19 protein-coding genes are annotated in these 21,005 nt (G+C 35.4%); all 19 read right to left on the reverse strand.

Annotation, left to right across the window (positions count from 1 at the left end; all coding sequences use genetic code 11):
• Positions 1–49 precede the first annotated feature (49 nt).
• On the reverse strand, positions 50–406 hold the full coding sequence (gene rbfA, locus GMB29_RS17195) for a 30S ribosome-binding factor RbfA (protein ID WP_136351202.1): 357 nt from the start codon (positions 404–406) through the stop codon (positions 50–52).
• A gap of 15 nt (positions 407–421) precedes the next feature.
• On the reverse strand, positions 422–700 hold the full coding sequence (locus GMB29_RS17200) for a DUF503 domain-containing protein (protein ID WP_136351203.1): 279 nt from the start codon (positions 698–700) through the stop codon (positions 422–424).
• Positions 697–2,904 (reverse strand): translation initiation factor IF-2, encoded by a 2,208-nt coding sequence (infB, locus tag GMB29_RS17205; RefSeq protein WP_136351204.1) that lies wholly within the window; start codon positions 2,902–2,904, stop codon positions 697–699. Before infB ends, GMB29_RS17200 begins: the two co-directional genes overlap by 4 nt.
• A 19-nt stretch (positions 2,905–2,923) precedes the next feature.
• The gene (locus GMB29_RS17210; RefSeq protein WP_136351205.1) at positions 2,924–3,226 is read right to left on the reverse strand and encodes a YlxQ family RNA-binding protein; all 303 of its coding nucleotides are present in this window, start codon (positions 3,224–3,226) and stop codon (positions 2,924–2,926) included.
• A gap of 5 nt (positions 3,227–3,231) precedes the next feature.
• Complete coding sequence (gene rnpM / locus GMB29_RS17215; protein ID WP_136351206.1) at positions 3,232–3,504, reverse strand: RNase P modulator RnpM; 273 nt, start codon at positions 3,502–3,504, stop codon at positions 3,232–3,234.
• A 13-nt stretch (positions 3,505–3,517) separates the two neighbouring features.
• Positions 3,518–4,648, reverse strand: coding sequence for a transcription termination factor NusA (gene nusA, locus GMB29_RS17220; RefSeq protein ID WP_136351207.1), 1,131 nt, complete (start codon positions 4,646–4,648; stop codon positions 3,518–3,520).
• 165 nt (positions 4,649–4,813) lie between these two features.
• A complete protein-coding gene (gene rimP, locus GMB29_RS17225) occupies positions 4,814–5,287 on the reverse strand; it encodes a ribosome maturation factor RimP (RefSeq protein ID WP_136351208.1) in 474 nt (157 codons plus the stop codon).
• Positions 5,288–5,856: 569 nt separating this feature from the next.
• The gene (locus tag GMB29_RS17230) at positions 5,857–10,167 is read right to left on the reverse strand and encodes a PolC-type DNA polymerase III (RefSeq protein WP_136351209.1); all 4,311 of its coding nucleotides are present in this window, start codon (positions 10,165–10,167) and stop codon (positions 5,857–5,859) included.
• Positions 10,168–10,388: 221 nt separating this feature from the next.
• Positions 10,389–12,092: a proline--tRNA ligase gene (locus tag GMB29_RS17235; RefSeq protein WP_136351210.1), complete on the reverse strand. Its 1,704-nt coding sequence runs from the start codon at positions 12,090–12,092 to the stop codon at positions 10,389–10,391.
• A 26-nt stretch (positions 12,093–12,118) separates the two neighbouring features.
• Positions 12,119–13,378 carry an RIP metalloprotease RseP gene (gene rseP, locus GMB29_RS17240; RefSeq protein ID WP_136351211.1) on the reverse strand — a complete coding sequence of 420 codons (1,260 nt, stop codon included), beginning with the start codon at positions 13,376–13,378 and terminating at the stop codon, positions 12,119–12,121.
• A 15-nt stretch (positions 13,379–13,393) separates the two neighbouring features.
• Positions 13,394–14,545: a 1-deoxy-D-xylulose-5-phosphate reductoisomerase gene (gene dxr, locus GMB29_RS17245; RefSeq protein WP_136351212.1), complete on the reverse strand. Its 1,152-nt coding sequence runs from the start codon at positions 14,543–14,545 to the stop codon at positions 13,394–13,396.
• Between the two features lie 112 nt (positions 14,546–14,657).
• Entirely contained in the window at positions 14,658–15,449 is a 792-nt protein-coding gene (locus tag GMB29_RS17250) for a phosphatidate cytidylyltransferase (protein ID WP_136351213.1), read from the reverse strand.
• A gap of 17 nt (positions 15,450–15,466) precedes the next feature.
• On the reverse strand, positions 15,467–16,246 hold the full coding sequence (locus GMB29_RS17255; protein ID WP_136351214.1) for an undecaprenyl pyrophosphate synthase: 780 nt from the start codon (positions 16,244–16,246) through the stop codon (positions 15,467–15,469).
• Between the two features lie 125 nt (positions 16,247–16,371).
• Positions 16,372–16,929 carry a ribosome recycling factor gene (frr, locus tag GMB29_RS17260; protein WP_136351215.1) on the reverse strand — a complete coding sequence of 186 codons (558 nt, stop codon included), beginning with the start codon at positions 16,927–16,929 and terminating at the stop codon, positions 16,372–16,374.
• 2 nt (positions 16,930–16,931) lie between these two features.
• Complete coding sequence (pyrH, locus tag GMB29_RS17265) at positions 16,932–17,654, reverse strand: UMP kinase (RefSeq protein ID WP_227551381.1); 723 nt, start codon at positions 17,652–17,654, stop codon at positions 16,932–16,934.
• Between the two features lie 141 nt (positions 17,655–17,795).
• A complete protein-coding gene (gene tsf / locus GMB29_RS17270; RefSeq protein ID WP_136351216.1) occupies positions 17,796–18,677 on the reverse strand; it encodes a translation elongation factor Ts in 882 nt (293 codons plus the stop codon).
• A 117-nt stretch (positions 18,678–18,794) separates the two neighbouring features.
• Positions 18,795–19,496 carry a 30S ribosomal protein S2 gene (gene rpsB / locus GMB29_RS17275; RefSeq protein WP_136351217.1) on the reverse strand — a complete coding sequence of 234 codons (702 nt, stop codon included), beginning with the start codon at positions 19,494–19,496 and terminating at the stop codon, positions 18,795–18,797.
• A gap of 156 nt (positions 19,497–19,652) precedes the next feature.
• Complete coding sequence (locus tag GMB29_RS17280) at positions 19,653–20,174, reverse strand: Swarming motility protein SwrB (RefSeq protein WP_136351218.1); 522 nt, start codon at positions 20,172–20,174, stop codon at positions 19,653–19,655.
• A 27-nt stretch (positions 20,175–20,201) separates the two neighbouring features.
• Positions 20,202–20,969, reverse strand: a complete 768-nt coding sequence (locus tag GMB29_RS17285) for a FliA/WhiG family RNA polymerase sigma factor (RefSeq protein WP_136351219.1) — start codon at positions 20,967–20,969, stop codon at positions 20,202–20,204.
• Between the last annotated feature and the right edge of the window lie 36 nt (positions 20,970–21,005).

A 21,005-nucleotide genomic window follows, 5' to 3' on the forward strand; every position in this document is an offset into this window, starting at 1 on the left:
CTTACATAATGAAAGGGATAGACGAAGGTGTCTATCCCTTTAAAAGGAGTTATTCCTCCTCTTTATTTTGAACATTTAATTCATGAATAAGTGTTTCAATTCGATTTCCATAATCAATTGATTCATCAAATTCGAATTGAATTTCAGGCGTTTTTCTTAAGCGGATACGTTGACCGATTTCGGAACGTATAAATCCCTTTGCCTTTGCTAAACCTTTAAGCGTGTTTTGTCTTTGTTCTTCATCACCTAAAACAGAGATAAACACTTTTGCAATTTGCAAATCACCTGATACACTTACATCTGTCACGGTAACAAAGCCGATACGAGGGTCTTTAATTTTTCGACCAATTATATCTCCAAGCTCTTTCTTCATTTGTTCACCGACACGGTTTGCTCTTAAGCTCATGTCATCACCTCTTCATTAAAACCATTCAAACGATGTCACTGTTCGTTCAATCTCTGGAAATGAATCAATAAACTGCAAAACATTTTGCAATTCTTTTTCTGTTTGAACTTTCGAGGAAGTAATGGCAACTATACCTAATTTTGTACGTTGCCATGTATCCTGAAAATCAATTTCTGAGATTGAAACATTGAATTTTTGTTTAATTCTTGTCTGAACACGTTGTAAAACGGCTCTTTTTTCTTTTAATGACTGTGAATCATAGATAAAGCATTCACAATCAACATATCCAATCATTTACGCTCAATTTCCTCCATCACATATGCTTCAATAATGTCGCCTTCTTTAACATCATTGTAGTTTTTAATCGTGATTCCACATTCGTAGTTTCGAGCAACTTCTTTTACATCATCCTTGAAGCGTTTTAACGTATCAATTTCACCTTCAAATATGACGATACCATCACGAATTAATCTAATACCACTATCACGCGTAATCTTTCCTTCTGTTACATAAGCACCTGCAATTGTACCGATTTTTGATACTTTAAAAGTTGTACGTACTTCGACTTGACCAATTACTTTTTCTTCGAATTCAGGGTCAAGCATACCTTTCATTGCAGATTCAATCTCTTCAATTACTTTATAGATAATACGGTGTAATCGAATATCAACTTCTTCTACATCAGCGGTTTTCTTAGCACCGTTATCAGGTCTAACATTGAATCCAATTACGATTGCATTAGAAGCTGCTGCAAGAATGATATCTGATTCAGTAATCGCGCCTACTCCTGTATGGATAATCTTGACACGAACACCTTCAACATCAATTTTCTGTAATGCTGCTGCTAAAGCTTCTACAGAACCTTGTACATCAGCTTTTACAATTAAATTAATATCTTTAATTTCACCTTGCTTAATTTGCTCAAATAAGTCCTCTAAACTTAGTTTAGAACCTTCACTACGTTGTGCATCAAGTTGCTTTTGAGCTCTTGCTTCCCCAACTTGACGTGCTTGTTTCTCATCTTCAAATACCATAAATTGATCTCCGGCTAACGGAACGTCATTAAGGCCTGTTACTTCAACAGGAGTAGATGGACCTGCTTCTTTTACACGGCGCCCAATATCATTAACCATAGCACGTACACGACCAAAAGTATTACCTACAACAATTGGATCACCAACACGTAATGTACCATTTTGAACTAAAAGGGTAGCAACAGAACCTCGACCTTTGTCCAACTGTGCTTCTATAACAGTACCAGTTGCACGTCTGTTTGGATTCGCTTTTAGTTCTTCTACTTCTGTCACAAGGATAATCATTTCAAGTAGCTCATCTAGTCCTTGGCCTGTTAATGCAGAAACAGGTACAAAGATAGTATCCCCACCCCAAGCCTCAGGTACTAGACCATGTTCTGTTAATTCTTGCATAACACGGTCAGGGTTTGCAGTTGGTTTGTCAATTTTGTTAACAGCAACAATAATTGGTACCTCGGCAGCTTTTGCATGATTTATCGCTTCAATTGTTTGAGGCATAACACCGTCGTCTGCCGCAACAACTAAAATTGTAATATCAGTTACTTGAGCACCACGAGCACGCATTGTCGTAAAAGCGGCATGTCCAGGAGTATCCAAGAATGTGATTTTTTGATCGTTAGCGACAATTTGATAAGCTCCAATATGCTGCGTAATACCTCCAGCTTCACCTTCTGTTACTTTCGTATGACGAATAGAATCAAGGAGTGTTGTTTTACCATGGTCAACGTGTCCCATGATCGTTACAACAGCAGGACGAATTTTAAGATCTTCTTCACGGTCTATTTCTTCATATTTCTCGAACTCTGTCTTTTCAAAGACAATTTCTTCTTCTACTTCAACACCATATTCGCCAGCAATTAATTCAATTGAATCTTTATCAAGTTCTTGATTAATTGTCGCCATTGTACCTAATAGAAGAAGTTTTTTAATGATTTCAGATGGCTCTTTTCCAAGCTTGGAAGCTAATTCACCTACTGATAAGCTATCTGTAAACGTAATTTTGCTTGGTAATTCCTTTTTAGGCTTAGGTTGTGCAGGCTGTTGACCAGAAAACCCCTTATTTTTCTTATTGTTATTATTGTTATTATTTTTCTTCCCTTTATTTTGGTTAAAAGGTTTATTATTTGCTTGGTTTGGCTTTTTATTATTTGAATGAGATGGAGCTTGCTTCATAGGTTTATTATTTGCAGGTTTTTCCCCACTGCTTACTTTTACATTTTCTGAATGATTATTACTTGTTTTAGAATTATTAGTCACGTTTTTCCCCGGTTTCATAGTTGATTCGTTACTTTTATTTGTATTGTTTGAAGCTTTAAATTTTTGATCAAGCTTGACAATGACATTGTCCTCGATCGTGGACATATGATTACTAACTTCAACATTCATTTCTTGTAACGTAGAAATAATGTCTTTACTTGATACATTCGTTTGTTTTGCATATTCATATACTCGCATTTTTGTCATACGTTCACCCCCAAGAATATTAATCGAGCAAGGTTTTTAACTTTGCAGCAAAGCCTGCATCATTTATCGCTACAACGACTCTCGCGTCTTTACCAATTGCCTGACCTAACTGGTAGCGATCTTCAACCATTTTAAAGGGGACCTGATAAAACTTACATTTATCTGTAACCTTCTTCATTGTATTTGCTGATGCATCTTGAGAAAGAAGAACAAGTTTTGCACGTTGTTGCCTAACTTCTTTAACAACAAGTTCCTCCCCAGAAATGACTTTTCGTGCTCGATTTGCCAGGCCCAATAAGGACGTCCATTGCTGCTGTTTCATGTGAATTATTTTTTCTCCTTCTCAGCCAATTCAAGCAATTCGTCATAAACCGACTCTTCAATAGTTGCTTTTAAATGATTAGCAAGGATATTTTTCTTTTTAGCTTGAAGAATACAATCTTTATCAAGCGTAATATAAGCACCGCGTCCATTTTTTTTGCCGGTTAGGTCGACAGAAACATCGCCTTCCTTTGATCGGACAACGCGGACAAGTTCTTTTTTCGCTTTCATTTCTCCTGTTGCAACACATTTACGTAAAGGAATTTTGCGATTGTTCATGTGATTTCACCTCTTATTCACTAAGCTCAGTCTCATGCAAACTCGTTAAAAGTGGTTCATCATCAACATCATCTTCAGTTTTAGATGATTGAACTGGGTAAATTCCTGCTTTTTCAGCGTCTGTTTCACTTTTAATATCAATTTTCCAGCCTGTGAGTTTAGCAGCTAATCGTGCATTTTGCCCTCTTTTTCCTATTGCTAATGATAATTGATAGTCAGGTACGATGACTGTTGTTGCTTTATCAGCTTCATTGACAAGAACTTCAACTACTTTAGATGGGCTTAATGCATTTGCAACAAATTCAATCGGATCAGCGGACCATCGAACAATATCAATTTTTTCACCTTTAAGTTCATTAACAATTGCTTGTACACGCTGACCTTTTGGCCCAACACATGAACCAACTGGATCCACCTCAGGATTATCGGAATGGACAGATATTTTTGAACGATCTCCAGCTTCTCGTGATACCGATTTAATTTCAACTGTACCATCATAGATTTCTGGAACTTCAATCTCAAATAATCTTTTTAATAATCCAGGGTGTGTTCTTGAAACAAAAATTTGTGGACCCTTAGTTGTTTTTTCAACTTTGGTAATAAAAACTTTAATTCTGTCATGCGGTTTATAAGTTTCGTTGGGCATTTGTTCACTAACAGGTAAAAGAGCTTCAATTTTACCTAAACTTACATATATGAATTTTGAATCGATACGCTGAACAATACCTGTCATTATATCTTCTTCTCGATCAATAAATTCAGTATAAATAACACCGCGTTCAGCTTCTCTGACACGTTGTGTCACAACTTGTTTAGCTGTTTGTGCAGCTATACGACCAAAGTCTTTAGGCGTTACTTCCATTTCAATTACATCGTTAAGAACGTAATTTGGATTAATTTGACGAGCTTCACCAATTGAGATTTCCAGACGAGAATCATATACCTCATCAACAACATCTTTTCTTGCAAAAACTTTCATTGTACCTGTTTCACGGTTTAAATCCACACGTACATTTTGCGCTTGATTAAAGTTACGTTTGTAAGCAGAAATTAAAGCAGCTTCAATTGCTTCAATAATAATTTCTTTGCTGATGCCTTTTTCCTTTTCTAATATCGTTAAGGCATCTAATAGTTCACTACTCATTTTAACGGCTTCCCCCTTAAAAAATAAGCTAAATGCATTATCTGTTATGATATTTCCATTTTCTTTTTTAATTTTTGTGAAATAAGCATTGTCAAAAGAAAACGAAAAATGGAATAGGATTTGCAGTATTCTAGCAAATCCCTCGGAGATCTCAATAAACTAATGCTAATTGAATGTGACGGCTAATCGAGCTTTCGCCACTTTATCATAAGGGATTTCAACCTGTTTTTTTCTTGTCTTAATTGTTACAGTAACTGTAACCGTTTGACCGTCAAAATCAGTTAACACACCTTCGAATAACTTTTCTCCATTTATAGGCTCATAAGTTTTTATATGGACCTGTTTACCAATTGCCCTCTTTAAATCTTCTTCTTTTTTTAATGGTCTCTCTGCACCTGGAGATGACACTTCTAAGAAGTAATTATGTTGAATGGGATCTAATTCATCAAGCTTTTCGCTTAATTTCTCACTTACTACACCACATTCTTCAATATCAATGCCTGTTTCTGAATCAATAAATAATCGAAGAAACCAATTAGAACCTTCTTTTACATATTCAATATCAACCAATTCTAATTTCATATCATCTAAGATTGGTGTTACTAATTGTTCAACGATGTCCGTTACCTTTTTGCTCATTGTCTTCCTCCTTACTCAGAAAAGCGCAAGCACCTTAATCAGTCACAGGCAAATTCACACCATATGAAATCCTTCGTTTGACCTAAATGGACAGGCGCTGGAACTAGACATAAAAACAAAGTAAAAACTAAACTTTTGTTTTTTCAAGAAATGCGCAAGCGCTGGAACAGCATTTTGGCACCTTTAATTGCTGAAAAACCCTGCCTTTTGAGCAGGGAATGGTATGTATTATACTATCCGTGTGACGAGGACGATAACAATACGAAAGAGTGGGTTTCCCCACTCTTTTCCTCTGCTTATCGTTAGCATTTCCATTAAAAGCATAACATAACCGGAATTTTATTGCAAATTATTAGCGGAAGCGCCTTGAATAGGTCGGCAAGCATAAGACGCATTTGAATAGAAAATGTTCTTTACCTTCAATTCAAATGTGGATTATGACTCAAGGAACTAGGCGCTGGAGCTAGACATTAAGACATATTAAAGGTCTGGCGCCAGTCAAGACCGGGGTAAGACCCCAAATTTGTTATCTTGAAAAATTTATATATACTCCGGGGATCAGACCTCGTTTAAAATAGTGATAATTGGTTTTGATCTGGTAGTTCGTCTAAACAGCCCTGCGCATTTAAATACTCAATAATTGTTTTTGAGACTTTACCACGTTGCTGTAGATCTTCTTTTGAAAGAAATTCCCCATCTTTTCTAGCATTCACAATGTTTATTGCTGCATTAGTTCCAAGCCCCGGGATAGAGTTGAAAGGAGGAATAAGTGTATCTCCATCAATGATAAACTCAGATGCACTTGAGCGGTAAAGATCAACTTTTTGGAATGAATAGCCTCTCTCGCACATTTCTAATGCTAATTCTAAAACTGTAAGTAAACTTTTTTCTTTTGGAGCTGCATCTAACCCTTTTAGATTAATTTCTTCAATTTTAGCCCTTATTGGAGTTGAACCCTTTACCATTGTTTCAATATCAAAATCATCGGCACGGACTGTGAAATATGCCGCATAATAAAGAAGTGGATGATGAACTTTAAACCAAGCAATACGCACAGCCATCAATACATACGCAGCCGCATGGGCTTTCGGGAACATGTATTTTATTTTCAAGCAAGAGTCAATGTACCAATCAGGTACTTCTTGCTTTTTCATCTCTTCTTCCATCTCATCTGTTAAACCTTTACCTTTACGTACAGACTCCATGATCTTAAAGGCAAATGAAGGTTCTAAGCCTTGATAGATAAGATAGACCATTATATCATCACGACAACCTATAACTTCACTTAACGTACAAATTTTGTTATGAATTAACTCTTGAGCATTTCCAAGCCAAACATCTGTACCGTGTGAAAGTCCAGAAATTTGGACAAGCTCAGAGAATGTTGTTGGTTTTGTATCTTCAAGCATTTGTCTTACAAAGCGAGTTCCGAATTCAGGAATCCCTAATGTACCTGTCTTACACATAATTTGCTCTTCAGATACTCCTAAAGATTCCGTACCGCTAAAAATTTTCATTACTTCAGGATCATCTGTCGGAATCGTTTTTGGGTCAATTCCGCTTAAATCTTGTAGCATCCTGATAACGGTTGGATCATCGTGCCCAAGAATATCTAGCTTTAATAAATTATCATGGATAGAATGGAAGTCAAAATGGGTTGTGCGCCATTCGGATCCTGTTGCATCTGCTGGAAATTGAATTGGTGAAAAATCAAATATATCCATGTAATCCGGTACAACAATAATACCACCTGGATGTTGTCCTGTTGTTCGTTTTACACCTGTGCATCCTTGAACGAGACGATCAACCTCGGCACCTCGATAGATAATGTTATGATCATTAGCATAACCTTTTACATAGCCATATGCTGTTTTTTCTGCAACAGTTCCTATTGTTCCAGCACGGTACACATTATCTTCACCGAATAGAACTTTTGTATAGTTATGTGCCTTTGGTTGATATTCACCAGAGAAGTTTAAATCAATATCAGGTACTTTATCTCCTTTAAAGCCAAGGAATGTTTCGAATGGAATATCATGTCCATCTTTTTGATATTGTGCACCACAATTCGGACATTCTTTATTCGGTAAGTCAAAACCAGAACCAACAGACCCATCATTAAAAAATTCAGAGTGTTGACATTCTGGGCATACATAATGTGGCGGCAGTGGATTTACCTCAGTTATTTCCGTCATTGTAGCAACGAATGATGAACCGACAGATCCACGTGATCCAACTAGATATCCATCATCGAGGGATTTTTTAACTAGTTTATGTGAAATTAAATAAATGACTGCGAAACCATGTCCAATAATACTCTTAAGTTCTTTTTCAAGGCGTGCTTCAACTAGTTCCGGTAAATTCTCACCATAAATACTTCTTGCTCTTGAATAACTCATTGCCCGAATTTCTTCATCTGCACCTTCAATTTTAGGAGTGTACAAATCATCTTTTATTGGTTTAATTTCATCGATCATGTCGGCAATTTTATTGGTGTTCTCTATAACAATCTCTTTTGCTTTATCTTTTCCAAGGAAGGAAAAACAGCTCATCATTTCATCCGTTGTTCGAAAATGAACATTTGGTAATGTATGACGATTAAGTGGATTTGCACCACCTTGCGAGCTAATTAAGATTTTGCGATATATTTTATCCACAGGATTTAAATAATGTACATTCCCTGTTGCTACAACAGGTTTCTCTAGTTTTTCACCAAGATTAACAATATTTGACACAATTTCTTTTAATGCCGTTTCATCTTTAATATAATCTAAATCTATTAAATGATTGTATACCTCTAAAGGATGTACCTCTAAATAATCATAATATGCGGCAATTTCTTCCACTTCTTCAGGAGATTTTTGCATCATCCCTTCGAAAACTTCACCTTTGTCACATGCTGATCCGACAATTAGACCTTCTCGGTATTTATTTAGTAGCGACCGAGGAATTCGAGGCACACGATAAAAATAATTCATATGTGAAATTGATACTAGTTTAAATAAATTTTTCAATCCAGTTTCATTTTGGGCAAGAATTGTTGCATGGTATGGTCTAGAACGCTGATAAGCATTGCCTTTACCCATATTGTCATTAAATTGATTATGATTTTCGATGCCTTTTTCTGCTGCATCTTTCAGCATCTTAATGAGTAAATAACCTGTCGCTTCAGCATCATAAATGGCACGGTGATGCTGAGTTAATTCGATATCGAACCTTTTACAAAGTGTATTTAGTCGATGATTTTTAAGCTCAGGATAGAGGAAACGACCGAGCTCCAATGTATCAATGACAGGGTTTTTAGCCTTTTCTTCACCTAATAACTTCTTATATCCGACATTTAAAAAGCCCATATCAAAGCTAGCATTATGTGCTACTAAAATATCATTGCCGATCCACTCTTTAAAATCTCGAAGGACTTCATCAACATTCGGTGCGTCTTTTACCATATCATCTGTTATTCCAGTTAAATCAATGGTTATAGCAGATAGTGGATGATGTGGATTAGCGAATGATTCAAAGCGATCGATAATTTCTCCACCACGGACTTTTACTGCTGCTAGCTCAATAATCGTGTCATATACAGCAGATAAGCCTGTTGTCTCAACGTCAAAAACAACATATGTTTCATCCGGTAAATATCGATTATCATCATTATATGCAATTGGTACGCCGTCATTTACTAGATTGATTTCAACACCATATAATATTTTAACACCGTTCTTTTTCCCTGCAGAATATGCTTCAGGAAAAGATTGCGCTACTGCATGATCTGTTAAAGCAATAGCCTTATGTCCCCATTTTTTCGCTTGTTCAATATATTTACTGACTGAAGTAACAGCATCCATTTGACTCATTGGTGAGTGTAAATGAAGTTCAACCCGCTTCTCATTTTCTGGCGATAGATCCTGACGTTCTTGTGCATTGACTTCATTTATGTCATTAGCAATCATAACTAAATCGCGTACGAATGTGTCATTTTGAATACTACCGCGTACTTTTAACCACATACCTTTTTTCACAGCTTGTACTAATACTGCATCTTCTTTATCTCTAGCGAACATTTTTACAAGGATTGAGCTTGTATAATCTGTAATTTTAAAGGTAAGGAGTGTTCGTCCACTTCTTAATTCTTTCGTTTCAGCATCAAAAACATATCCTTGAATTGCCACTCTTCTTTCTTCATCTTCAATAGAAGCAAGAGTACGAATTTCTTCATCATTTTTAATGGTATATCCTATTGTTAAAGGACCAGTGAATTCTGGCTTAGTTGATTCTTCCTTCTCAGCATTCATCATATCCGTTAATGCTTTTAGCCCTTTTTCTTTATCTTCTTGCAGCTTTTGTTCTTGAAACCTTTGAATCTCTTCTTTTGTTACTGCAACGGTTGTATCCATTTGAAAAGTAGGGAATCCAAGCTCCTGAAAACTTTCTTGAATAAGGTGGGCATATTTCTTCTTAATTGTCATTGCCTCAGTATCGTTTTTTGTCTTTACGATTACTTTTATACCTTGTAAAGTCGGTTTTTGCTCATTTAAAAGAGCGAGCATTGGCGGAGAAATCCCATCCATTTGCTGAATACAAATTGACCAATAATCTTGTACAAGTTTTTCATCAAAAACTGGATCCTTCGTTTCAATAGAAAATGTAATATCGGCTATATGAGAAAAAGACTTAACAAGTTTTGCTTGAAACAATTGATATACATCAAATGGTAGTATTTTTTCAAATTGAAAATGGAAATGCCAATTTTTTGTATGTTTATGAACGGTTAATTTGGCAATTGAACCATTTTTAAAATGAACGACAGCTGCATCTTCAGTTAAATTTATTTGTTGGAGCAGGAGTTGAAATCGCTCAATTTGGTTCACTTTCTCCATTTAAGTCATCCCCTTTCTCCATTAATTTCAAATATTGCATTTCATGACGAATGTCATTGGCTGAAATGGTCTAATCACAATGGAAGAGGCTGCCTCATTGTTAACAAAGCCTCTATACATATTACATGTATAAGGGCTATGTCCACTACATTCGAGTCAGCCTCTTCTCGTCAATTTTCTAGTTTTATTTTAACATGCTTTATTCTTCTCTGTAACCTATTTTAGTTACCAAGTAATTGCTTGATTTTGTCATAAAGCTCCGTTACTGACACTTCAAAAGATTCACCTGTTTTACGAACTTTTACTTCTACAATTCCATCTTCTGCTTTTTTACCAACTGTAACACGAACAGGTAAGCCGATAAGATCAGAATCTGCAAATTTAACACCAACACGTTCTGGACGGTCATCAAGTAAAACATCATATCCTTTTTGTAAAAATTCAGCATATAGTTTATCTGATAAATCCTTTTGTGCATCATTTTTTACATTAACTGGAATGACATGAATCTGGAATGGGGCAACAGATTCTGGCCACACGATCCCACTTTCATCATTATACTGTTCAATAATTGCAGCAAGTGTTCTAGATACACCAATTCCATAACAGCCCATAATCATTGGCTGTGTACGTCCATTTTCATCTAAAAACGTAGCATCCATTGCTTCACTGTATCTAGTGCCAAGTTTGAACACATGGCCAACTTCAATACCTTTAGCAAATTTAATAACGCCTTCACCATCTGGGGATTTGTCACCTTCTTGGATAAAACGGAGATCAGCATATTGTGAAATTTTAGCATCACGGTCAATATTAACACCTTGGAAATGGAAATGCTCCTCGTTTGCTCCACATACTCCATTTACCACTGCAGCAATCGCATGGTCTGCAACAACTTCGACATCATTAGATACATTGATTGGTCCAACAAACCCTGGGACACAATTTAAGGTTTCTTTTGTTTCTTCAGCTGAAGCCAATTCAACAACAGTTGCACCATAAAGGTTTTTCAGCTTAATATCATTCACTTCATGATCCCCGCGAACTAATGTGAGTACGAATCGATCATCAACCTTAAATAATATTGATTTAATACAAGATTCCTTCGCTACATTTAGAAACGTAGATATTTCTGCAATCGTTTTTTGATTCGGTGTTTCAATTTTTTCTAACGGTTTTAATGCTTCCGACCTTTTTTCATATGTTGAAATAACTGGAGCCATCTCTATGTTTGCAGCATATTTTGATGTGTCTGAGTATGCGATTGTATCTTCGCCAACATCAGATAATACCATAAATTCATGTGTATCTTTACCGCCCATTGCACCTGAGTCCGCAATAACTGCTCTAAAATCTAGACCACAACGAGTAAATATATTTTGATACGCAGTAAACATTTTATCATATACTTCATCTAAGCTTTCCTGTGTAGCATGGAATGAATATGCATCTTTCATAATAAATTCACGGCCACGTAATACGCCGAATCGAGGACGCTTTTCATCACGAAATTTTGTTTGAATTTGATATAAACTAAGAGGCAAACGTTTATAAGACTTTACTTCATCGCGAACTAAACTAGTGATGACCTCTTCATGTGTAGCTCCTAATGCAAATTCACGATTATGACGATCTTTTAGTCTCATAAGTTCTGGGCCATATGAATACCAACGACCTGATTCCTGCCAAAGTTCAGCTTGTTGCATGGCAGGCATTAATAATTCAGATGCTCCTGCATTATTCATTTCCTCACGAACAATTTGTTCAATATTTTTTAACACTTTTTGTGCAAGTGGTAAATAACTATATACCCCACTTGTGTTTTGTCTAATAAATCCTGCTCGCAGCATAAGCTGATGGCTTTTCACCTCAGCATCAGCTGGAACTTCTCTAAGAGTAGGAATAAACGTCATACTTTGTTTCATTACGAGCACCTCAATTTTAATTAAACTTATAAGAATAATCTTTGGATATCATTCCAAGTAACCACAAGCATCAATAACATTAATAATGAAAAACCAATAAAGTGTACAATTCCTTCTTTTTGTCGATCAATTGGTTTTCCTCTTAATGCTTCAATAAATAAGAATAACAGGCGGCCACCATCTAATGCAGGTAAAGGTAATAAGTTTACAATACCTAAATTTATGCTTAATAGTGCAGCCCATCTAAGCAAATTTAATGAACCAGATTCAGCAACTTTATCTGTCATATCATATATACCGACAGGTCCTGAAAGCATGTCGATTGAAAATTGACCTGTTATTAGCTTTCCAAATCCAAATAATATTTCTTTTGTCCAAGTGTATGTTTCAATAAAACCATACTTGATGGAACTTATAAACGATTTATCTACTGGATTATAGGCTCCAATTTGACCTATTGTTTCTTCTCCAACCTTCGCAGCTTTAGGAACAACTTCATATGATAAAATTTCTCCACCACGTTCAACTTCAAATGTTAATTCTTTTTCAGGATTTTCACGAATAATTGTCACGACTTCCGTCCAAGAAGAGGTAGATTCTCCCTCGATAGAATGGATGACATCACCTTCTTGCAATCCTGATGACTTTGCCGAACCATCATCAGTTAATTGCCCTAATCTTGGATCATCAACAGGTGCACCTTGAATCAATCCTAATGTAAACAAAATGACTAATGCAAGAATAAAATTCATTAAAGGTCCTGCAAATATTGCTGCTATTCTCTGTCCGACACTTTTAGACTGAAATTGACGATTATAAGGAGCGATTTGAACTTCTTGTCCATCAACAATAAAATAAGATGTTTCACTAACGTCGAATCGTTTTAAGAAATCTTCTTCACCGAGCTCATAACCAGAGATAAACATGTTATGTTCTAAATCAGCGTTTTCAACTTCTACTATTCGAGCATTTGGATATTTTTCTTTATTATTTAATATGATTTTTTCTACTTTATTGCCTTTATTAAAAAGTAATCCAACATTATGACCAGGTTTTACTTCAATGACTTCGGGATCCTCTCCTGCCATTCTTACAAATCCGCCGATAGGCAATAAGCGAATCGTATAAACTGTTTCATTCTTTTTAAAAGACAAGATTTTCGGTCCAAATCCAATAGCGAATTCACGGCATAAAATTCCTGCACGATTTGCAAAAATTAAATGGCCAAGCTCATGGAAAAAAACAAGAGCGCCGAAAATGAGGACAAACGCTATCACAGTATTCATCTTAAATGACCACCTTTATGAGATTAATGTTTGTACAAAATTTCGTGTTTGTTGATCAACAAATTGAATTTGCTCCAAATTTGGATGTGAAATGCTCTCATGCTTATTAAGAGATCTCTCAATAATTTCTTCAATTTGAAGAAATGTTATATCACCTCTTAAAAAAGCTGAAACAGCTTCTTCATTTGCTGCATTTAAAACAGTTGGCATTGTTCCACCTATTTTACCTGAATCGAAAGCATATTGTAAGCATCTGTACCTGTTAAAATCAGCTTTTTCAAAATGTAATTTCCCAACTTCCCAGAGCTCAAGTCGTTTAGCTTTTACTAAAGGCAATCTTTCAGGGTATGTTAGGGCAAATTGTATCGGGACTCTCATATCAGGTGTGCCAAGTTGTGCAATAATACTACTGTCTTCGAATTCTACTAATGAATGAATAATACTTTCTTTATGTAATAAAACGTCAATCTTTTCATAAGGCATATTAAATAGCCAATGTGCTTCAATTACTTCTAAGCCTTTATTCATCATAGTAGCTGAATCAATTGTAATTTTTGCACCCATTGACCAGTTTGGGTGTTTCAATGCTTCTTCAACAGTAACTTCCACAAGTTCTTCTCGTTTTTTATCACGGAAACTTCCACCAGAGGCAGTAACGATTAACCGTTCAATAGATTTTACATTTTCACCTTGTAAGCATTGAAAGATAGCAGAGTGTTCACTATCAACTGGTAAGATATCAACATTATATCTTTTTGCATGTTCAATGACCAAATGTCCAGCTGTAACAAGTGTTTCCTTATTAGCAAGTGCTATCGTAATGCCATTTTCTATTGCTTTTAATGTTGGAACTAACCCCACGCTACCTACTACCGCATTTACTAAACATTCCACCCCATCATAAATAGCCGCTTCAATGAGAGCATCACTGCCATATCCTATTTTAACGTCATTATGTGAAAACTCTTTACTAACCATTTCGTAAGTTTCTTTGTCTTGAACTGCAACAAATTTCGGTTTAAATTTCTTAATAATCTCGCTCCCGGCTTTGTAATTACGACCGAAAGACATGGCTACAAGTTGAAATGCCTCAGGATGTGCTCCAATCACATCAAGAGTTTGTACTCCAATTGAACCAGTAGCACCTAACAAGCTAATTTTTTTCACAAATTCACTTCCAATCAAATAAAAAAATGCGTTAGTTACTAATCCGCACAAACAAGGATATGCTGATTAAGGGTATGAAGCTAATAGGAAAGGGTAATGGACTCATAATAGCTTAAAAAATTAAATTTAAAAAATGTAAAAGTGGTAAAACGAACAACAGACTATCAAATCTGTCTAGGATCCCTCCATGACCAGGAAGTATCGTACCTGAATCTTTAACTTGATAATGACGTTTTAGTGCTGATTCAACTAAATCACCTATTTGTCCAAATACAGATAATAATATTGTCATGAAAGTCACAACGAAATAATTATCTAGAACACCAGTAAAATAATGGTAGACCCATGAAAAAAGAACCGCAAATATAACGCCGCCAACCGCACCTTCAATCGTCTTATTTGGACTTATTTCTGGCCAGAGCTTGTTTTTGCCCATTGCACGTCCAACAAAATAAGCTCCAGAATCTGTTACCCATATCAATATTAATGCATAAAATACGAGCTCTAGACCAATATTTCTCGTTTCGATGAGAAAATAAAAGCCTATCCCAAGATAAAAAATAGCAATAACAACAAAACCAACATCATCAAATGTGAATTTATTTTTTGTCACTACTGTATAAGTTAATAAAAGTAGTAACGCCATTAAGGCAAATTCTGCCTTTGAAAAATTAACATCATCTAATACTGTTATATAAGAGGTTGGAATTAATTGTACCCACAGTATAACTAAGCTTACAAGACCAGGTATACTTGCCAGGGATATTTTTTTCATTTTTAATAATTCACGCAAAGCAATTGTAGCTAATAAATAAACAAATATTGTAAATGGTAATCCCCCGTAAATGATAAAGGGAAGAAAAATAGCTGCAGCCAATACTGCAGTTAAAATTCGTTGTTTCATTGTGCTTTCATCACCTTTTATACGCCGCCATATCTGCGTCCTCTTTGTTGATATGTGTGAATGGCTTGTAATAAGTTTTCTTCATTAAAATCTGGCCATAGAACTTCTGTAAACCAAAATTCAGTATATGCTAACTGCCATAACATAAAATTACTCAGTCTTATTTCACCACTAGTACGGATTAATAAATCAGGATCCTTAAGTGTATGTGTCATTAAATAATTCGAAAATATTTCTTCATTAATAGAATCTTCATTTAACTGACCATTTTTAACATCGTGAGCAATTGATTGTACGGCTGAAATAATTTCTGCACGGCTTCCATAATTTAATGCAAAATTAAGAATCATTCCATCATTGTTCTTAGTATCATTAATTGCTTTTTCTACCGCTCTTAACGTATGTGCTGGAAGTCTATTTTTATCGCCCATAATTCGAACCTGAACATTTTTCTCAATAAGTTCTGGTAAATAGGTATTTAAAAATTCTTCAGGAAGCTTCATTATGTATTCTACTTCTGATTTAGGTCTTTTCCAATTTTCAGTTGAAAAAGCATATAAAGTGAGTACTTTAACACCTAGTTCGTTCGCTTGTCTTGTAATTTTCCTGACTACTTTCATACCTTCATGATGACCAGCAATTCTTGGAAGTGCACGTTTTTTAGCCCATCTACCATTACCATCCATAATTATGGCAATATGCTCAGGAATCTCTTCCTTTAATAATTCCTCTTTAATAATTGATTGTTCATTTGCGGCTTGAGGATTGCCTTTCCACTTCTTTAATATGTTGAGCATGTGATTCCTCCAACACCCAATAATTCATGATCTCTTTTTACCATGATACTGTTAACAGTATTAACAAAAAAACCCCCTGTAAACATTAGAGGGTCTTTAACATTTCTATTGTACCTATTTTTTCATTAAACTTCCATGATTTCTTTTTCTTTATCTTTTGCAACATTATCTACTTTTACAATATACTCATCAGTTAATTTTTGAATATTTTCCGTGTTGTTTCTTAACTCATCCTCTGTGATTTCACCATTTTTTTCTAACTTCTTCAAGTCATCGTTACCATCACGACGAATATTTCGAACTGCCACCTTTGCTTCTTCAGCATATTTTTTTACTAGCTTGACAAGTTCTTTACGTCTTTCTTCAGTTAAAGCAGGTATAGATAATCGAATAATAGATCCATCATTTGAAGGAGTTAATCCTAAATCTGATTTAAGGATCGCTTTTTCGATATCACCAAGAACTGATTTATCATATGGCTGAATAACAAGCATACGTGCTTCAGGTACGCTTATTGAAGCTAGCTGATTAACAGGTGTTGGTGCGCCATAATATTCAACAGAGATTTTATCTAATAAGTTAGCACTAGCTCTTCCCGCTCTTACAGATGCCAATTCACGACTTAAAGAAGAAACTGCTTTTTCCATTTTATCTTTTGTATTTTCCAAAACTTGTTTAGCCAAGGTTATTTCCCCCTAACAATTGTTCCAATATTTTCACCAATTACGGCACGCTTAATGTTTCCTTCTTCCATAATAGAGAAGACAATCAATGGAATATCATTATCCATACATAAAGAAGATGCAGTCGAATCCATGACAGCAAGTCCTTCCTTTAATACATCAAGATATGATAAAGTTTCATATTTTACAGCATTTTTATCAATTCTAGGATCAGCATTATACACGCCGTCAACATTGTTTTTCGCCATTAAGATAACATCAGCTTCGATTTCAGCTGCACGCAATGCCGCAGTTGTGTCTGTAGAAAAATATGGGTTACCTGTACCAGCTGCAAAAATAACGACCCGTTTTTTCTCTAAGTGGCGAATCGCTTTTCTTCTTATATATGGCTCTGCAACTTGTCTCATTTCAATAGAAGTTTGAACCCTAGTTTGTATGCCTAGTGTTTCAAGACTGTCTTGTAATGCTAATGAATTCATGACAGTAGCCAGCATTCCCATATAATCTGCAGTTGCACGATCCATGCCCATTTCACTACCAATTTTCCCACGCCATATGTTTCCGCCGCCAACAACAACAGCAACTTCAACATTTAACTCTGCAATTTCTTTCACTTGTTTAGCAATTGACTGGATAACAGTAGGATTAATACCGAACCCATTTTCACCTGCAAGTGCTTCACCACTTAATTTTAAGACGATACGATTATATTTAGGATTACTCATAATTACCTCCAGCATTGTTACATTTCGTTCTGAAGAAGACTGCTTATCTCCAAAAGAAGGGAACACAGCCTGTGTTCCCTTTTTCCATTTTTAGAAATGTATGCTCATGTACACAATTTGTAGCGTGTATATGAATGAAAATTATTTTTTAACTTGGCTCATTACTTCTTCAGCAAAGTTGTCTTGACGTTTTTCGATACCTTCGCCTACTTCATAACGGATAAATGTTTTTACAGTACCGCCCTTAGACTCAACAAATTGTTTAACTTTTTGATCAGGGTTTTTAACGAAAGCTTGGTCTAGTAAGCAAATCTCTTCAAAATATTTGCTTAAACGGCCTTCTACCATTTTAGCTACGATATTTTCAGGTTTACCTTCGTTTAGAGCTTGTTCTGTTAAAATTTTGCGCTCATGCTCAGCTTCTTCTGCAGAAACTTGATCACGTGTTACATACTTAGGATTTACTGCAGCAATATGCATTGCTACATCTTTAGCTGCATCTGCATCAGTAGTTCCTTCTAATAATGTTAGAACGCCGATACGTCCTCCCATGTGTAAGTATGCACCGAATGCATCGTTGTCTGTTTTAGAAACGATTGTAAAACGACGAAGACTAATTTTTTCACCAATTTTAGCAATTGCAGAGTTGATGTATTCCTCAACAGTTGAACCGTTGTCCATAGTTACTGTTAAAGCTGCTTCTGCATCAGCTGGTTTTTTAGCTAATAAGAAATCAGCTAAACCATTGATTAATTCTTTAAATCCTTCGTTTTTCGCAACGAAGTCAGTTTCAGAGTTAACCTCTAAGATTACAGCTTCATTTCCATTAACTTTAACAAGTGTAGAACCTTCAGCAGCAATACGATCAGCTTTCTTAGCTGCTTTTGCAATACCTTTTTCACGAAGGTAATCGATTGCTTGTTCCATATCTCCATTTGTTTCAGTTAAAGCTTTTTTACAATCCATCATTCCAGCGCCTGTTTTTTCACGTAATTCTTTTACCATTTGTGCAGTTACTGCCATAACGGTATTCCTCCTTTAAGGGTTAATGTATTTGCTTACATGAATGTTTGAGTACTTTATGTATCATGCTTAAAAAAGGTGATAAAAGGTCAATTCCCCTTATCACCTTTTTGCAGATTAAGCAGTTGTAGTTTCTTCACCTTGTTTAGATTCTAAAATAGCATCTGCAATTTTTGCAGTAAGAAGCTTAACAGCGCGAATTGCATCATCATTTGCAGGGATAACGTAATCAATTTCATCTGGATCACAGTTAGTATCAACGATACCAACGATCGGAATGTTTAATTTACGAGCTTCCGCTACAGCGATACGCTCTTTGCGAGGATCGATAATAAATAATGCATCTGGTAATTGCTTCATGTCTTTAATTCCACCTAGGAATTTTTCAAGACGCTCAAGCTCTTTTTTAAGTTGAACTACTTCTTTTTTAGGAAGTACTTCAAAAGTACCATCTTCTTGCATTCTTTGAATATCTTTTAAACGTTTGATACGTTTTTGGATTGTTTCAAAGTTAGTTAATGTTCCACCTAACCAACGTTGGTTAACGAAGTACATTCCTGAACGTTCTGCTTCTTCTTTAACAGAATCTTGTGCTTGCTTTTTTGTACCTACGAAAAGAATAGTACCGCCTTCAGCTCCAAGTTCTTTAACGAATTTGTAAGCTTCTTCAACCTTTTTAACTGTTTTTTGAAGGTCGATAATGTAGATACCGTTACGCTCAGTGAAGATGTAACGTTTCATTTTTGGGTTCCAACGGCGAGTTTGGTGACCGAAGTGAACACCAGCTTCAAGCAATTGCTTCATAGAAATAACTGACATGTGTTTGTTCCTCCTAATGGTTTTGTTTTCCTCCGCTTACATCATCTTTAAGCATCACTGTTTTATAAACAGCACCAATACTTAAATCTATAAGCGTGTGTATTAACACCAAAAATTAATATACCATATCGTATTATGACAATCAAGGATATTTGACTACTTTTGACGAAATTTAAGAAGAAGCCCAATTTCTGTCTTTCCCTTGTTTAATTTTTTGGCAATCTGTTCAACAGTATGACCCTTTTCATGGAGATTTATAGCCTCAATCTCGAATGAAATATTATTTTTTTGAGAAAAATTATTAATTTCAATAATATCTTCGATTTCGTCTACTTTTGGTAGATATTGCGGAAGCTCCTCATCAGTAAAAACAGCAGGTTCCTGCTTCGTATCTGATGCAGCATTCCCCCGTGATTGAACGATCACCTTCGATTTTTTTTCGTCCTGCTCATTTGTTGAGTTTTCCAAACCTTTCGCCTCAAGATTCTGCAACAATTTTTCATTTTCATCTTTTATCTCTATTAAAAAGCTAGTTAACGCTTGTTCAGCTTCCTCAAGCAAATCTCTTTGTGAATCTGCTAAATCTTTAATGGTTGAATATTTCGAATAAAGAACGACAATAAAATAAAAAGCTACTACATGGAGTAGTAAACTTATCAAAAGTAATATTGTTGTCATATACATCCTCACTTAACAAAGAGAGTGTTAATGAATCACATTCTCAAGTATTTTTCTCAATTTAAATAATGCCTTAGAATGAATTTGGGAAATTCTCGAAGTGGATAAATTCATAATTTGTCCTATTTCTGTTAACGTTAATTCTTCTTTGTAAAAAAAGCTTATCACAAGCTGTTCTTTTTCACTTAACTGAAGTATTACATCGGATAATTGTGCAATCAATTCATCCTTAACGATTTTTTCTTCAGGTGTTTGTTGATTGTCATCTTTAATGCTAAAACCTATGCTTTCTCCATCTTCATGATCAACAAGTTGTTCATCAATTGAAAGAACATTAGCAAAAAAGCCTTCGTTTATTACGTTAACAACTTCCCCTTCTGAAATACCTAATTCATTAGCTATTTCTTTTGAAGAAATATTTCTTAAATGCTTTTGCTCCAGCTTCTCTATTGTTGCTTCAATTCGTTTTGCTTTCTCTCTTGAACTTCGGGGCAACCAGTCCTCTTTGCGAAGACCATCAATTATTGCACCTCTAACTCGAAAAGATGCATACGTATCGAATTTTAAATCTCTGGATGGATCAAATTTTTCTAATGCATCATATAAACCATATAACCCCAAACTCATCAAATCGTCTTTATTAACACTCTTAGGAAGGCCAACGGAAATCCTTTGGACATGATAAGATACTAGTGGCATATACTTTTTAATTAAAACATCACCTGCTTGAGAGTCACGTGCATCTTTCCATTTTTGCCAAATCACTTGCTCATCAGTTAATGTAAATTGTGTCATTTATTATCCGCCCCACCAAGAATAGTTTCTTACAGC

Source organism: Metabacillus sediminilitoris (assembly GCF_009720625.1).
Lineage (GTDB): Bacteria > Bacillota > Bacilli > Bacillales > Bacillaceae > Metabacillus > Metabacillus sediminilitoris.

Excerpts from the sequence above, each read along its gene's own strand:
- rseP (WP_136351211.1), bottom strand. The coding sequence starts at position 13,378 with ATGAATACTGTGATAGCGTTTGTCCTCATTTTCGGCGCTCTTGTTTTT.
- GMB29_RS17230 (WP_136351209.1), bottom strand. The coding sequence starts at position 10,167 with ATGGAGAAAGTGAACCAAATTGAGCGATTTCAACTCCTGCTCCAACAA.
- GMB29_RS17200 (WP_136351203.1), bottom strand. The coding sequence starts at position 700 with ATGATTGGATATGTTGATTGTGAATGCTTTATCTATGATTCACAGTCA.
- rimP (WP_136351208.1), bottom strand. The coding sequence starts at position 5,287 with ATGAGCAAAAAGGTAACGGACATCGTTGAACAATTAGTAACACCAATC.
- rpsB (WP_136351217.1), bottom strand. The coding sequence starts at position 19,496 with ATGTCAGTTATTTCTATGAAGCAATTGCTTGAAGCTGGTGTTCACTTC.
- GMB29_RS17210 (WP_136351205.1), bottom strand. The coding sequence starts at position 3,226 with ATGAAACAGCAGCAATGGACGTCCTTATTGGGCCTGGCAAATCGAGCA.
- GMB29_RS17255 (WP_136351214.1), bottom strand. The coding sequence starts at position 16,246 with ATGCTCAACATATTAAAGAAGTGGAAAGGCAATCCTCAAGCCGCAAAT.
- rnpM (WP_136351206.1), bottom strand. The coding sequence starts at position 3,504 with ATGAACAATCGCAAAATTCCTTTACGTAAATGTGTTGCAACAGGAGAA.
- rbfA (WP_136351202.1), bottom strand. The coding sequence starts at position 406 with ATGAGCTTAAGAGCAAACCGTGTCGGTGAACAAATGAAGAAAGAGCTT.
- GMB29_RS17250 (WP_136351213.1), bottom strand. The coding sequence starts at position 15,449 with ATGAAACAACGAATTTTAACTGCAGTATTGGCTGCAGCTATTTTTCTT.
- infB (WP_136351204.1), bottom strand. The coding sequence starts at position 2,904 with ATGACAAAAATGCGAGTATATGAATATGCAAAACAAACGAATGTATCA.
- GMB29_RS17285 (WP_136351219.1), bottom strand. The coding sequence starts at position 20,969 with ATGACACAATTTACATTAACTGATGAGCAAGTGATTTGGCAAAAATGG.
- GMB29_RS17235 (WP_136351210.1), bottom strand. The coding sequence starts at position 12,092 with ATGAAACAAAGTATGACGTTTATTCCTACTCTTAGAGAAGTTCCAGCT.
- tsf (WP_136351216.1), bottom strand. The coding sequence starts at position 18,677 with ATGGCAGTAACTGCACAAATGGTAAAAGAATTACGTGAAAAAACAGGC.
- GMB29_RS17280 (WP_136351218.1), bottom strand. The coding sequence starts at position 20,174 with ATGACAACAATATTACTTTTGATAAGTTTACTACTCCATGTAGTAGCT.
- pyrH (WP_227551381.1), bottom strand. The coding sequence starts at position 17,654 with ATGAGTAATCCTAAATATAATCGTATCGTCTTAAAATTAAGTGGTGAA.
- nusA (WP_136351207.1), bottom strand. The coding sequence starts at position 4,648 with ATGAGTAGTGAACTATTAGATGCCTTAACGATATTAGAAAAGGAAAAA.